The following is a 13782-nucleotide window of genomic DNA, read 5'->3' on the forward strand; positions in this document are numbered from 1 at the left end:
CCATAAAAAAACCGGTCACCAAGGACCGGTTTTTTTACACATCCCCCGTCAAAACCAGCCTGACGCAGGAGCAAAATCTGAGTGGAGCGGGTAGAGGGAATCGAACCCTCATCTAAAGCTTGGGAAGCTTTCGTTCTACCACTAAACTATACCCGCTCAGAGCGGCTGACTTTGTACCAGATGTGCTCGCGGATTTGAAGTTTTTCTTCGAAAATTCTGTGTTTTACGTGCCAACGGTCGATCGTGGGCAGGCGGCCCCCCTGGGAAATCCGGCCCGCCCACAACCCCACCGCTCATACGGCAAACGCATGCTGTGGCTGTGACGCGTGGTACCGCAACCGGCTTGGCTGCTGCTCCGGTCTCAAAAAGCCCATCAACGCCTCCCGGCTATCCCGGCACGCGGCCTTGTGCTCCATATCCAGAAAGTGCCCGGTTGCCTGAATCGTGCCGAAGCTGCTTTTCGCAATATGTTGCCCAAACAGCTTGGCATCCTGGGCACTGGTGTACTCGTCCCATTCGCCGTTCAAGAACAACACCGGTATATCAATCTGCTTAGCGGCCTTGAGGTAGCACAGCCGGTCGCTGTTGAGCACGTGGCTGATGTGAAAGTGCATCTGCCCATACTCGTGCTCGGCCAGGCTGCTCACGTGTTTGTGATTGAAGCGTTTGAACAGCGACGGCAGGTGTTTGCCGATGGTGCTGTTGACCAGGTGGCCCACGCGGTCGCGGTCGAGGTTGCCGAGGTAGTCGACACCGCGCTCCAGGTAGTCGCGCATCGGGGCGTTGATCACCGGGGAGAACGAGCTGATCACGGCCTTTTCCACACGGCGCGGGCGGTGGGCGAGGGCGACGAGGGTCGCGGCGCCGCCCCAGGAAAAGGACAGCACGTGTTCGGCGGCGAAGTGGTCGATGAGTTCCAGAAGGATCTGGCCCTCGACTTCTTTCGTCAGCATATGCTCGTGGCGGTTGTGGATTTTGGAGCGGCCAGCGTAGGGCTGGTCATACAAAACCACGTTGAACGTCGGGTGCAGGCTTTTCACGGTCTGGGCGAAAGACGCAGTGGTGGCCATTGAGCCGTTGACCAGGATGATGGTCTTGGCTGCTGCGTCCGCGCGATAGAACTCCGTGTAAACCCGATACTGACCCTGTATATCCAGCACAGCGATTTCTGGCCTCATGTCGTAAGACTCCTGGCAAGCGGGTAATGCGCGCAGATCACTCTGCACGAGCTTTGTGACAGGTAGGCATACGCCTGGAAGTGAGGGCCCATGTCGATCCGGTACTGGCTGGCCGACGGGTGTTGTTATGGCGGGCAATTTGCCGTGAGAGGCCCGCAGGTCAAGCGTGCGGACGGGCAAAGTGTTTCTTGTAGGTAGGGGTGACTCGCCAGTCAGATTGCGGCTGGCTGGGTTGATTCAAGCATCAGGGATGCCAGTTCGCCAGTCGATGGCGTGGGTTTTTGCCATCATCGGCTGAACGGTCATCAGACCTGTTGGATTTCAGCCTCTGTAAGCGCCCGGTAATGGCCTGGCGCAAGGGCTGCGTCCAACTCCAGCGGTCCCATGCGTTCGCGGTGCAGGCGTATCACTTTGTTGTCGAAGTGCCCGAACATGCGCTTCACCTGGTGATAACGCCCTTCAATGATGCTCAGGCGCGCCGTTCTGGGGCCCAATAGTTCCAGTTCCGCCGGTTGGGTGGTGAGGTCTTCAAAGGCGAAGTACAGGCCGGCGGCGAAAGTGGCCGTGTATTGCGGGCCGATGTCCTGCTCGGTCTCGACGTAGTACACCTTGGGCAACTTGGTTTGCGGCTGGGTCAGGCGGCGCGACCACTGGCCGTCGTTGGTGATCAGCATCAGGCCGGTGGTGTTGAAATCCAGACGACCGGCGATGTGCAGTTCGTGCTTGTCCGGTTCATCCAGCAGGTCGAGCACCGTGGGGTGTTGCGGGTCGGACGTGGCGCTGACGCAGCCCTGGGGTTTGTGCAGCATGAAGTAACGCGCGGGTTTGCCGGCTTGCAGCACTTCGTCATCCAGCAACACACGGCTGAACTCGCTTACCGGGTGGTGCGGATCGCTGATGGCCTGGCCGTCGACGCTGATCCGCCGCTCCACCAGCAACAGGCGAACCTGTTTACGGTTGAAACGGGGCAGGTTGCTGAGGAAACGATCTACGCGCATTACGACCGCTCGTTGCCGCGCAGTTGTTCGTCCACCTGAGCACAACGCGGGCACAGGCAGGCTTTATTGCGCAGTTCCGCCGGCAAGGCTTCGAGCACTGCGGGGTCGATGCTGACGGAATAGCACCAGCACGCCTGGTCGGCAGTGCGCGGGTCGGCCAGGACGCAATCGTTGCGGGCGCCGCAGGCGGGGCAGAGGGTTGGCGTGGTCATCGGTCGGTTCAGGCTGTATCGGACAAGGTCCCGGTGAAACCCGGTGTGCCTTGCACGATACAGCCCCGCCGCGTTATTGCAAATCACGCTCCAGCACCACCACCCGTTGGCCTGCACCTATGCCGCTGCCCGGTTGCACGGGGATTTCCCTTACGGTACCGGCGAACGGTGCGACTACCGGGATTTCCATTTTCATCGACTCCAGGATCACCAGCACATCTCCCGCCGCCACGCGTTCGCCAGCGCTGACCTGCACTTGCCAGAGATTGCCGGCGATGTGGCTGTCGATGCTGTATTCGTTGGCCTGCAAGGGCGTGTCTGCGCCCTGTGGTGCGGCGAGTTCCTCGCTGTCGAAATGCGCCTGGCCGCTGGCGATCCAGCGTTCGCGTTCGGCGTTGAACGCGCGCTGCTGTTGCCCGCGAAACGCGCCGATGCTTTCGGCTTCCTGCGCGAGAAAGGCCTGGTAATCCGTCAGGTTCAACTGGCTGTGTTCGATGCTCAGTTCAAACCGCCCAAGGGGGAAATCCCGGCGTATCTGCACCAGCTCATCGGCGCTCACCGGGTAAAAGCGGATCTGGTCGAAGAAGCGCAGCAACCACGGTTTGCCATCGAACGCGGCCACTTCCCGGTAGCGGTTCCACATCTGCAAGGTACGCCCGACGAACTGATAACCGCCGGGGCCTTCCATGCCGTAGACGCACAGGTAGGCGCCACCGATGCCCACGGAGTTTTCGGCGGTCCAGGTGCGTGCCGGGTTGTACTTGGTGGTGACCAGGCGGTGACGCGGGTCCAGCGGCGTGGCCACGGGCGCGCCGAGGTAGACGTCGCCCAGGCCCATCACCAGGTAGCTGGCATCGAACACGGTGTGGCGCACTTCGTCGAGGTTGGCCAGGTCGTTGATGCGGCGGATGAACTCCAGGTTGCTCGGGCACCACGGGGCATCCTTGCGCACGGTGGTCATGTATTTTTCGATCGCCAGTTGGCAGGCCGGGTCGTCCCAGGACAGTGGCAGGTGGACGATGCGCGACGGCACCTGCAGGTTTTGGCTGGCGCAGACGGCGTGCCATTCGGCGGTGATCAGCGCCAGGAGGTCGGCGAGGGTAAGTTGTTCGGGCTGGTAGTGGATTTGCAGGGAGCGGATGCCGGGTGTCAGGTCGATGACGCCGTGCAGGGCTTGTGCTTCGAGGGCTTGCATCAGGGCGTGGGCGCGAAAGCGCAGCACCAGGTCGAGTTCCGGGGCGCCGATTTCCAGGAGCAGGTGGGTGTCGCCGGCGAGGCGGGCGACGAGGCGGGTGTCGGCCTGGCCGATGTCCAGAACAACAGGCGACTCAATCAAATGTGGGAGCGGGCTTGCTCGCGAAAGCATCGCCTCGGTTTGCCTGTCGGACCGAGTTGCCTGCATCGCGAGCAAGCCCGGCTCCCACACTTGATCCCAGTTCAAGGCGAGGTCTCGGGCGGTCTTGATGTCGACGGGGGTGAAGCAGATTTTGTCACCCGCCTTGAGCTGGCCCAACTGCCACAAGTCCGCCTCGATCACCGTCACCGGGCATACAAACCCACCCAGGCTCGGGCCGTCGGGGCCGAGGATCACCGGCATGTCCCCGGTAAAATCCACCGCACCTATCGCATACGGATTGTCGTGAATATTCGACGGATGCAACCCCGCCTCACCGCCATCCGTACGCGCCCACAGAGGCTTCGGCCCGATCAACCTCACACCCGTGCGGCTGGAGTTGAAATGCACTTCCCACTGGGTGGCAAAGAACGTCTCGATGTACTCGGGCTTGAAGTATTCCGGCGCGCCGTGGGGGCCGTAGATCACCCGCAGTGTTCGCACCTCGCCAAGCGGTTCAGGCACTAGCGTATTGCCGCAACTGAGATCCTCCAACGGCAGTAAGTGCAACACATCACCCGCCCGCAAAGCCCGCCCGCCATGCCCACCAAACTGGCCAAGGGTGAAGGTACTTTTGCTTCCCAGATAATCCGGAACCTGCAGCCCGCCGCGCACGCAAAGGTAGCTGCGAGCTCCGGCCCCGGCGATGGTGCCCAGGCTCAAGGTTGCGCCCGCCGGGATCAGCAACGCGGTGTTCATCGGTACCGCTTCATCATTCAAGCGCAGCACAATGTCTGCACCCGTCACCGCCACCACCGCCGCACAATTGAAGCGCAGCAACGGCCCGCTCATGGTGATTTCCAGCGCAGCGGTGCCCTCGGCATTGCCCAGCAGGCGATTGCCCAGGCGCAGCGCGCGACTGTCCATCGGCCCCGACGGCGGCACGCCTACGGCCCAGTAACCGAGGCGCCCCGGATAGTCCTGCACACTGGTTTGCGTGCCGGCGCTGAGCACTTCAAACGTGTTGGCGTGGTACACCAAATCTTCAAGGCAGCGCGTCCACGGATGGCCACTGGCGAACGGTGTAGCGAGCAGAATCTGGCGCAGATAATCGCGGTTGGTTTCCACGCCGCACAGTTGGCTGTTGCTCAGGGCTTGATGCAAATCCAGGCGTGCCTGTTCGCGGGTCGGCGCCCAGGTGATGAGCTTGGCGATCATCGGGTCGAAGTAGGGCGGAATCTCGCAACCGGCCTCCACCCACGTGTCGATGCGCAGGCCTTCAGCGACCGGGAAGTCCACATACGTCAAAAGCCCCGGGCTTGGCTGAAACTCCCGGCCCGGATCTTCGGCGTACAGGCGTGCCTGAATCGCGTGGCCGTGAGGCTTCAGTTGCAGTTCCCGCAATGGCGGCATTTCCCCGGCGGCCAATTGCACCATCCAGCGCACCAGGTCCACGCCCCACACTTGCTCGGTGACGCCATGCTCCACCTGCAACCGGGTGTTCACTTCCAGAAAATAGAAGCGGCCATCGGCGCTATCAAAGATAAATTCCACGGTGCCGGCGCTGCGGTAATCCACTGCCTTGGCCAGGGTGATGGCGGCACGGCACAGCTCATCCGCCATGCCGTCGGGCAGGTTCGGCGCCGGGGTTTCTTCAAGCACTTTCTGGTTGCGCCGCTGCACCGAACAGTCGCGCACGCCGAGGGCGATCACCTCGCCGCAGCCGTCACCAAACACCTGCACTTCCAGGTGCCGGGCGTGCTGGATGTACTTCTCGATAAACACACCGGCATCGCTGAAATTGTTCTGGCCCAGGCGTTTCACCGCCTCGAAACAGTCGCGCAATTCATCGGCGCTGTGGCACACGCGCATGCCGATCCCGCCACCACCGGCGGTGCTTTTAAGCATGATCGGATAGCCCACGGTTTCCCCGGCCAGTAGTGCGGCGTCGAGGCTGTTGAGCAGCTCGGTGCCTTCCAGCAGCGGGATGTTGTGCTGCCTGGCCAACGCGCGCGCGGTGTGCTTGAGGCCGAATACCCGCAGCTGTTCCGGCGTCGGGCCGACGAAGGCGATGCCTGCTGTTTCGCAGGCTTCGGCGAAGGCGGCGTTTTCCGATAGAAAGCCATAGCCGGGATGAATCGCGGTGGCGCCACACGCCTTGGCCGTGGCGAGGATTTTCTCCACCGACAAATAGGTGCCGGCCGCCGCGCCTTCGCCCAGGCTGTAGGCCTCATCCGCTTGCTGGATATGCAGGCTCGCGGCATCGGCTTCGGAATACACCGCCACGCCCTTGACCGAAAGCTCACGCAAGGTGCGCAGGATGCGGCAGGCGATGGCGCCACGGTTGGCGATCAACAGTTTTTCGAACATGGCAAAACCCCGCAGGCCGATGAGTGCTCGGCCTTGTCCTGGGATGCGGGCCGTCCCGCAAATGTGGATGGCGCTGCGGTCGTCCGCAGCGCAAATTTCAACACCAATGGAGATCAAATGTGGGAGCCGGGCTTGCCCGCGATGGCGGTGGATCAGTCACCCCATATGTCGGCTGATCCACCGCTATCGCAGGCAAGCCAGCTCCTACAGGTCATCTTCCACAGTTGATCTTCAGCGTTTTCGCAGGCACTGCCCGGCGCGGGCCTGGCACAGGGCGAACAACCACCGGCGCAACCGCTTGATCTTCAGTTCCATACCAGTAACTCCGCAGGGGTTGGGTTGTAGCCGTTGCACGGGTTGTTCAGTTGCGGGCAGTTGGAGATCAGTACGATCACGTCCATCTCGGCCCGCAGGTCGACGTACTTGCCGGGGGCGGAAATCCCGTCCTCGAAGGTCAACCCGCCATCGGCGGTCACCGGCACGTTCATGAAGAAATTGATGTTCGGCCCGATGTCGCTTTTACCCAGCCGGCCATCGTGGGCACAGGCCCGCAGATAGTTGTCACGGCAGCTGTGCATGTAGCGTTTTTCCAGGGCGTAGCGCACGGTGTTGCTCTCTTGGGCGCAGGCGCCGCCAAGGGTGTCGTGGCGTCCGCAGGTGTCGTCGACGATGGTCAGCATCGGCTGGCCGAGGTTGGAATACAGCACGCTGCCGGTGCTCAGGTACACGCTGTTTTGCCGACGCAGGGTGCGCTGCACGTCGTAGCGTTCCCTGGGGTTTTTCAGGCTGTAGAACAGCGTGTCGACCGCCTGGTTGCCCTCAAGGTCGAGGATGCGCAGGGTCTGGCCGGCCTTGACTTCCATCAGCCAGGGTTCGCCGGCGGGAATGGTCGCGCGGTACAGGGCCGCGTCCGGTTGTTTGGCGAGTGCGATAGACATGGCAGGTCCTCAGGCGAACAGACGGTCGGTGTTGATAAAGCCGCGCTCGTTTTCCGGGCGCGAGGCACGGCAGTGTTCGGCGACGCTTGGGTCGGCGTTCATCCAGCTGAGTTTCAGCGGCTGCGGCGCGTACTCGGGGTTGGGGTCCATGGGATGTTGCAGCGCGGTGAGCACCACCAGTGTGTCCATCGGTGCGTAGAGTTCGATGTAGTCGCCGGCCTTGGAGTGACCGGGGACAAAGTGCAGGCTGCCAGCTTCATCTACCGTGACTTTGCTGAACAGGTTGAGGGTCATCAGCAGGTCGGACAGCCCCAGGCCCCACTTGCCCAGTTCCACCAGCAGGTTGTCGGTGCCGTTGCGGTAGAAGCCGTTGCGCAGCTCTTGATAGCGGCCTTTGCCATATTTTTCCGCGACCTCGGAGGCGCATGACACGCCGCCGATACTGTCACTCCAGCCGCAGGTGTCGGCGGTGATGGCAGCCAGCACGCGGCCCATGTCCGAGTACAGGCAATGGCCGTTGGTGAGCTTGGCGGTGTGTTGGCATTTGAGGCTGTCGGGCAGGTTCAGGCGCTCGGTTTTTTCATTGGCATTGAGCAGGGTCAAGCTGACGTTGGCGCCGCCGCGAATGTCGGTGAGGCGCAGCAGTTGGCCGCGCTTGAGCACAAAGGAACGGTGGCCGCCGCCGGGGAGCATTTCCTCGGCAAAAGGTGGGAACAATTGAGTTGAGTCGGTCATTTGGAAGTGGCTCCAAGTTCGGCGGCGATCGCCTTGCGGCGCTCGCTGTTCAAAGGGATGTCGTAGGTGATGCGGGCGCCGTAGGCGCCGGGGGCGTGTGGGTCGAGGCGCACCTTGTCGAATACCAGCAAGCGGGTGCCGAGGCTGAAGCCTTCACTCAGGTCGTGGGTGACCATGAACACCGTCAGCCTGGTTTCGCGCCACAGCTCCAGCAACAGCAGGTGCATGTCTTTGCGAATGCCCGGGTCGAGGGCGCCGAAGGGTTCGTCCAGCAGCAACACGCGGGGCTTCATGATCAGCGCCTGGGCGATGGCCAGCCGCTGCTGCATACCGCCGGAAAGCTGCGCCGGGTACTTGTCCAGGGCATGGCCCAAACCGACTTTATGCAGCAGCGCTGCGGCCTGTTCCCGGGCCTGTTTTTTCGCGCTGCCGAACAGGCGGCCGAGCAACGCTGAACGCGGCAACTCAAGGCCCAGCGCAACGTTGTCCAGCACCGTCAGATGCGGGAACACCGAGTAGCGCTGGAACACCACGCCACGGCTGGCATCGGGTTCGGCGGCGAGCGGTTTACCGTCCAGCAGGATCTCGCCATGGCTGGCGGTTTCCTGCCCCAGCAGCAGGCGCAGGAAGGTCGATTTGCCGCAACCGGAGGTGCCGACCAGGGTGCAGAATTCGCCTTCGGCCACGTGCAGGTTCAGGCGCTCCAATACCACCTGGTCGCCATAGCGCTGCCACACATTGTTGACGCTGATAAAACTCATGCCCGCGCTCCTTCGTACCAGGGGAACGCGCGCCGCGTCAGGGCCTTGAGGCCCCAGTCCATCAGCCAGGCCAGCAGGGTGATCCACACCACGTAGGGCAGGATCACGTCCATCGCCAGGTAGCGGCGCACCAGGAAGATCCGGTAACCCAAACCGTCGGTGGAGGCGATGGCTTCGGCTGCAATCAGGAACAGCCACGCCGAGCCGAGCATCAGGCGCAGGGAGATCAGCAAGCGTGGCAGCAATTGTGGCAGCACCACCCGCAGCATCAGGGTCCAGGTGGAGGCGCCGAGGGTCTGTGCCTTCACCAGCAACTCCACGGGAATTTCCCGTGCCCGCTGTTCCAGGTCCCGCGCCAGGGCCGGGGTGATACCGATCACGATCAGCATCACTTTCGACAATTCCCCCAGCCCGAACACGATGAACAGGATCGGCAGGATCGCCAGCGGCGGCACCATCGACAGCACCGTCAGCAAGGGGGACAACGGTGCGCCAAACAGCGGCAAGGTGCCGGCTGCAATGCCCAGGCACAGGCCGGCGAGGGCGCTGATGCCCAGGCCGATCGCCAGGCGGCGCAGGCTTGAGGCGCTGTCTTGCCACAGCACGTATTCACCGGTGCGAGTGTCGGCGCTGAAGGCCAGGCGTTTCACTGCGTCGCCCATTTGTGCGGCGCTGGGCAGCAGCTTGTCGTTGGGGTTGTCTGCCAGGCGCTCGGCCGAGCCCACGAAGTAGGCGAACAGCAGCAGGGCGAAGGGCAGCAGCACCAACAGCAGGCGACTGGAGCGTTCCGGGTGACGGTTGATCAGGCGCATGGCCGCGTCCTCTTACAGCGTGCCGTCGGCGGCCATCTGTACGTAGCTGGGGTCGAAATGCAGCTTGAGGTTGGCGGTGTCGCCGCGGGTCACGCCATTGGCGAAGCTCATGCCCACGGCGTTGGTGTCCTTGGCACCTTCACCCAGCAGGCCGTGTTTAAACGAGAACTCGGCGACTTTGCCCATGGTGGCGGGCAACTGCGCGCTGGTGGCGAAGGCCAGGGCTTCCTTGGGCGTGGCGAACAGCTTGGTGGTGTCCAGTTGCGACTGGAAGCCCTTGAGGTCGGTGCCGGAGGCCTTGGCCATGTGCTCCAGGGCGTCGGTGCTGGCGGCGTTTTTCGCGTTCATCAGCGCCACCACTTCAAACCAGGCGCCGGTCAACGCTTTGCCCAGCTTGGGGTTGTCCTTGAGGGTCTGGGTGTTGACCACCATCATGTCCATGATTTCGCCGGGCACTTTGCTGGAGTCGAACACTTCGGTGACACCGGGCTTGGCCTTGATCTCCGAGAGCATCGGGTTCCAGGTGGTGACGGCCTTGACCTGGTCGGTGTTGAAGGCGGCGGCGATGTCGGCGTCGGAGGTGTTGACCACTTTCAGGTCTTTTTCGCTGAGGTTGGCCGACTCCAGGGCGCGGGCCAGCAGATAGTGGGACACGGAGAGTTCCACCAGGTTGACGTTCATGCCCTTAAGGTCGGCGACGGTCTTGCCTTCACCTTTGATGACCACGCCATCGTTGCCATTGGAGAAGTCGCTGACCACCAGCGCGGTGCTGTCCACGCCGCCGGCGGCGGGAATGGTCAGGGCGTCCATGTTGGTCATGGTGCAGCCGTCGAACTGGCCGGCGGTGTACTGGTTGATGGATTCGACGTAGTCATTGAGCTGCACCATGTCGATCTTGATGCCGTACTTCTTGGCCCACTTGTCGAGGATGCCTTGGCTGCCGGCGTATTCCCACGGCATCCAGCCGGCATAGATCGTCCAGCACACGCTGAAATGGTCTTTGGGGGCGGCTTGGGCGGAAAAACTCACCACGGCGGCGAAGGCGGCGGCGAGCAGGGCGGGTAAACGTATCGAGGGCATGGATGCTTCTCCAGTTGATCAAGGGCGAGCAGGAGCAACGCGGCACCGTGAACGGTGGCTTGTCTCCCGGGCTTTTATCCCGCCGTGTAACCTCAACTGGAGGTCGCCGACTCTCGGACCAGCCACTCGCCTTAGCGAGCCGGAACCCTAGTCAGCCATTGCAAATTGTGGTGCCGCGAACCTGTGATGACTCCTGCACGGGAGAGGTAAAGCGAGAGTCGTGCCAAGTGGCACGGGCGCAGTAATGGCGTGGGTTGGCGCGAGGAGGGGGGCGCAACGTGCGGTGAATATGCGTCGTGGTGGTGCGGGATTGCACTGCAATGAGGCGACCGGCAGATGTATCAATCTATGTCTAAATCGCACCAGATTCCGTTTTTGATGTCAGATATTTCGTCAGGCAGTGAAAGCTGTTTGCCGCCCCCCAGCGTCGCTGGGTGTGCTCTTCCGCGGTCCAGGAGGCCGCCATGTATCGTCGACTGCTTCTCATCGCTTTGCTCGGCTTGACCCTTTCTGCGTGCGCGCCTTATTACGGTGGCGGCCAGGCCTACTACGGTTCCGAGGTCTACACGGCGCCCGCGCCGGCGTATTACTACGGCGGCGGCCCGTATTACCATTACCGCCAGGGTTACTACCCGCCACCGCAGCGTTATTACCCGTCGCCGCGTTATTACCAGCCGGCGCCGCGCTATTATCCTGCGGGGCCGCGCGCGGGTTATCGGCCTTACCCAAACCAGGGTTGGGGCAACAGTCACTGGGGTAATGGTGGCGGACATGGCCAGGGTGGTGGTCAGGGTGGAGGCCGTGGCGGCGGTCATCGCTGATAGGAATAATTGGAAAAACGGCGCTCAGGCGCCGTTTTTGTTTACCGTTGGTCGGCACTGTCATATTTGACAGCTATGCTGTGGGTTACGCCTGTAGTTAATTGGGAGCAGTCGCCTGTTTGGCGTATCGCTTCCAGCATCGACTGATGGAACCCATGACATGAACGTCAGCCCGCTCTACCTGTTATTTTTTGCTTTTCTTGGCGTCAGTACGTTGGCAGCAGCGCAATCCTGTCCTTACCCGAGTGCTGTACGGTACGTTGACGGTCACTTTCAGGGAACTGACAGCGACTCGCCATGGATAAGCCAGGCAATGAGCGGCGGGGAATTCGTGGAAACCTTTGTCGGCGCGCTTTTTACTCCAAGCGAGCAGGACGAGCGCAAGCATGGCTATCTGGAAAAGTGCATTTATAAAACCCTGAGGGGTAAGACAGTCACCCTGAGGTACGGCACGGCTCAAGCCGGAGGCTCAATGTCGCTGGCAGATACCACGCATTGGGTACCGGGCACCGATGCTTTCGGGCAACAGATTTTCCAGTGCGACGACCACCAACCCGATAATTGTGCCTTCACGTTCGAGGGCAAAAAAGCGCCGACGGGCGCTCAATAGTCAGACAGGTCCGCCAGCGGATGCCGCCCTTCCCAGACCTTGTGGAAGTGCGCCTGCACCACGGCCTCGGGGATCAAGTTGATGTCCGGCCAGTGCCAGTGTGGCTGCTGGTCCTTGTCGATCAACCGCGCCCGCACACCTTCGCTGAATTCCGGGTGACGGCAGCAGTTCAGGCTCAAGGTGTATTCCATCTGGAACACCTGGGCCAGGGACAGGTGCCGCGCGCGCTGGATCTGTTCCCACACCAGGTGCGCGGTCAGCGGGCAGCCTTCGTTCAGGGTCTTGCCTGCGCGGCGGAGCAGCGGGTCGGTGTGATCGCGTAACTGGCTCAAGGCTCGCCACGCACAGCGCACATCCCCCACGTCCAGCCACTCGTCGATCTGCCCACGGCGCGGCAGCCATTGGGCTTCGGGCAACTGGACGGCGGCTTCCTGGGCCAGGGCCTTGAGCAGGCTGTTGAGCTGCATGTCGGTCTGTTCCTGCCAGTTCAGTTGCAGCAGGCCTTCAAGCAGTTCGTCTTGTTGTTCATCCAGCAGGAAACGGTCGGCCAGGCCCAGGTCCAGGGCGTCGCGGCCATTCATATGGGCGCCGGTCAGGCCGAGGAACAACCCCAACTTGCCGGGCAGGCGAGACAGGAACCAACTGGCGCCCACGTCCGGGTACAGGCCGATGCTGATTTCCGGCATGGCCAGGCGGCTGCTCGGAGTGACGATGCGCACGGCGGCGCTTTGCAGCAAGCCCATGCCACCGCCCAGCACATAGCCGTGGCCCCAGCAGATCAGCGGTTTGGGATAGGTGTGCAGGCGGTAGTCGAGGCGGTACTCCGCGGCGAAAAATTGCGCGGCCAGCGCCGGTACTTCGCCGGGATGTTCACGGCAGGCCTGGGCCAGGCTGCGGACTTCGCCACCGGCGCAAAAAGCCTTGGGGCCATTGCCGCGCAGCAGCACGCAGACGATTTGCGGGTCTTTGGCCCACGCGTCCAGGCGTTCGCTCAGGGCCAGGATCATCGGCAACGACAAGGCATTGAGGGATTTTTCCGCGTCCAGGCTGGCGATGCCAACGCGGGCGCCGCCGGTGCCAATCAGCTCTTCGAAGTGCAGGTTCATCATGACCTCAATCGATAAAGTGAAGGTTCAGTATGATCGCTTCGCAGGAAAGTGCGGTATCTGCGTCAGATCAATTGACAAGCAAGGTCGGCTTTCCTAGGGTTCGCCTCATTCTTTTGACTAGACAGCGTAACCATGACCACCGACGACCGTATCAAACTCGAACCCAGCTGGAAACACGCCCTGCGTGACGAGTTCGACCAGCCGTACATGGCCCAGTTGCGGGAATTCCTGCGCCAGGAGCACGCGGCAGGCAAGGAGATCTACCCACCCGGCCCGATGATCTTCAACGCACTCAACTCAACGCCCCTGGACAAGGTCAAGGTGGTGATCCTCGGCCAGGACCCGTATCACGGCCCGGGCCAGGCCCACGGCTTGTGCTTCTCGGTGCAACCGGGCGTGCCGGCACCGCCGTCGCTGGTCAATATCTACAAAGAACTCAAGCGTGACCTGAACATCGACATTCCCAACCACGGCTACCTGCAAAGCTGGGCCGACCAGGGCGTGCTGATGATCAACACCACCATGACCGTGGAGCGCGCGAATGCCAACGCCCATGCGGGCAAGGGCTGGCAGTTCTTTACCGATCGGATTATTGAAGTGGTGAGCGAGCATCAGCCGCACCTGGTGTTCTTGCTGTGGGGCGCCCATGCGCAGGGCAAGCAGAAGCTGATCGACGCCACCAAGCACCTGGTACTGACGTCGGTGCATCCGTCGCCGTTGTCGGCCTATAGAGGGTTTATTGGCTGCGGGCATTTCAGCCGCACCAACAAGTTTCTTGAGCAGAATGGCGAGACGCCGATCGAGTGGCGATTGCCGCCGGTTTGA

At 62.1% G+C, this 13782-nt stretch carries 13 protein-coding genes, 1 tRNA gene and 1 riboswitch; of the genes, 3 read left to right on the forward strand and 11 right to left on the reverse strand.

Annotation, left to right across the window (positions count from 1 at the left end):
• Positions 1-82: 82 nt before the first annotated feature.
• From JV201_RS06485 to JV201_RS06530, 10 genes are all read right to left on the reverse strand, one after another.
• Positions 83-156, reverse strand: a tRNA-Gly gene (locus JV201_RS06485).
• Between the two features lie 137 nt (positions 157-293).
• The gene (locus tag JV201_RS06490; protein ID WP_003212046.1) at positions 294-1178 is read right to left on the reverse strand and encodes an alpha/beta fold hydrolase; all 885 of its coding nucleotides are present in this window, start codon (positions 1176-1178) and stop codon (positions 294-296) included.
• Positions 1179-1483: 305 nt separating this feature from the next.
• Positions 1484-2176 (reverse strand): pseudouridine synthase, encoded by a 693-nt coding sequence (locus JV201_RS06495; RefSeq protein WP_178903176.1) that lies wholly within the window; start codon positions 2174-2176, stop codon positions 1484-1486.
• Entirely contained in the window at positions 2176-2388 is a 213-nt protein-coding gene (locus JV201_RS06500; protein WP_008437822.1) for a cysteine-rich CWC family protein, read from the reverse strand. The genes JV201_RS06495 and JV201_RS06500 overlap by 1 nt, the downstream gene beginning before the upstream one ends.
• 73 nt (positions 2389-2461) lie before the next feature.
• Complete coding sequence (gene uca / locus JV201_RS06505) at positions 2462-6091, reverse strand: urea carboxylase (protein WP_219406651.1); 3630 nt, start codon at positions 6089-6091, stop codon at positions 2462-2464.
• A 305-nt stretch (positions 6092-6396) separates the two neighbouring features.
• Positions 6397-7029, reverse strand: a complete 633-nt coding sequence (locus JV201_RS06510) for an urea amidolyase associated protein UAAP2 (protein WP_177123718.1) — start codon at positions 7027-7029, stop codon at positions 6397-6399.
• A gap of 9 nt (positions 7030-7038) precedes the next feature.
• Positions 7039-7764: an urea amidolyase associated protein UAAP1 gene (locus JV201_RS06515; RefSeq protein WP_219406652.1), complete on the reverse strand. Its 726-nt coding sequence runs from the start codon at positions 7762-7764 to the stop codon at positions 7039-7041.
• On the reverse strand, positions 7761-8525 hold the full coding sequence (locus JV201_RS06520) for an ABC transporter ATP-binding protein (protein ID WP_003212032.1): 765 nt from the start codon (positions 8523-8525) through the stop codon (positions 7761-7763). The genes JV201_RS06515 and JV201_RS06520 overlap by 4 nt, the downstream gene beginning before the upstream one ends.
• The gene (locus JV201_RS06525) at positions 8522-9337 is read right to left on the reverse strand and encodes an ABC transporter permease (RefSeq protein WP_003212030.1); all 816 of its coding nucleotides are present in this window, start codon (positions 9335-9337) and stop codon (positions 8522-8524) included. Before JV201_RS06525 ends, JV201_RS06520 begins: the two co-directional genes overlap by 4 nt.
• Before the next feature lie 12 nt (positions 9338-9349).
• Positions 9350-10417, reverse strand: coding sequence for a putative urea ABC transporter substrate-binding protein (locus JV201_RS06530; protein ID WP_003212027.1), 1068 nt, complete (start codon positions 10415-10417; stop codon positions 9350-9352).
• Positions 10418-10478: 61 nt separating this feature from the next.
• A riboswitch (guanidine-I (ykkC/yxkD leader) is annotated at positions 10479-10579 on the reverse strand.
• Positions 10580-10881: 302 nt separating this feature from the next.
• On the opposite strand from JV201_RS06530, the gene JV201_RS06535 reads away from it, so the two are divergent.
• A complete protein-coding gene (locus JV201_RS06535) occupies positions 10882-11238 on the forward strand; it encodes a hypothetical protein (RefSeq protein ID WP_003212026.1) in 357 nt (118 codons plus the stop codon).
• 160 nt (positions 11239-11398) lie between these two features.
• Positions 11399-11848: a DUF3757 domain-containing protein gene (locus JV201_RS06540; RefSeq protein ID WP_219406653.1), complete on the forward strand. Its 450-nt coding sequence runs from the start codon at positions 11399-11401 to the stop codon at positions 11846-11848.
• On the opposite strand, the gene JV201_RS06545 is transcribed toward JV201_RS06540, so the two are convergent.
• Entirely contained in the window at positions 11842-12954 is a 1113-nt protein-coding gene (locus tag JV201_RS06545) for an enoyl-CoA hydratase/isomerase family protein (RefSeq protein ID WP_087692610.1), read from the reverse strand. The two genes, JV201_RS06540 and JV201_RS06545, sit on opposite strands and share 7 nt — an antisense overlap.
• Before the next feature lie 135 nt (positions 12955-13089).
• On the opposite strand from JV201_RS06545, the gene ung reads away from it, so the two are divergent.
• A complete protein-coding gene (gene ung / locus JV201_RS06550; RefSeq protein ID WP_003212020.1) occupies positions 13090-13782 on the forward strand; it encodes a uracil-DNA glycosylase in 693 nt (230 codons plus the stop codon).

Source organism: Pseudomonas sp. Colony2, from assembly GCF_019382755.1.
Lineage (GTDB): Bacteria > Pseudomonadota > Gammaproteobacteria > Pseudomonadales > Pseudomonadaceae > Aquipseudomonas.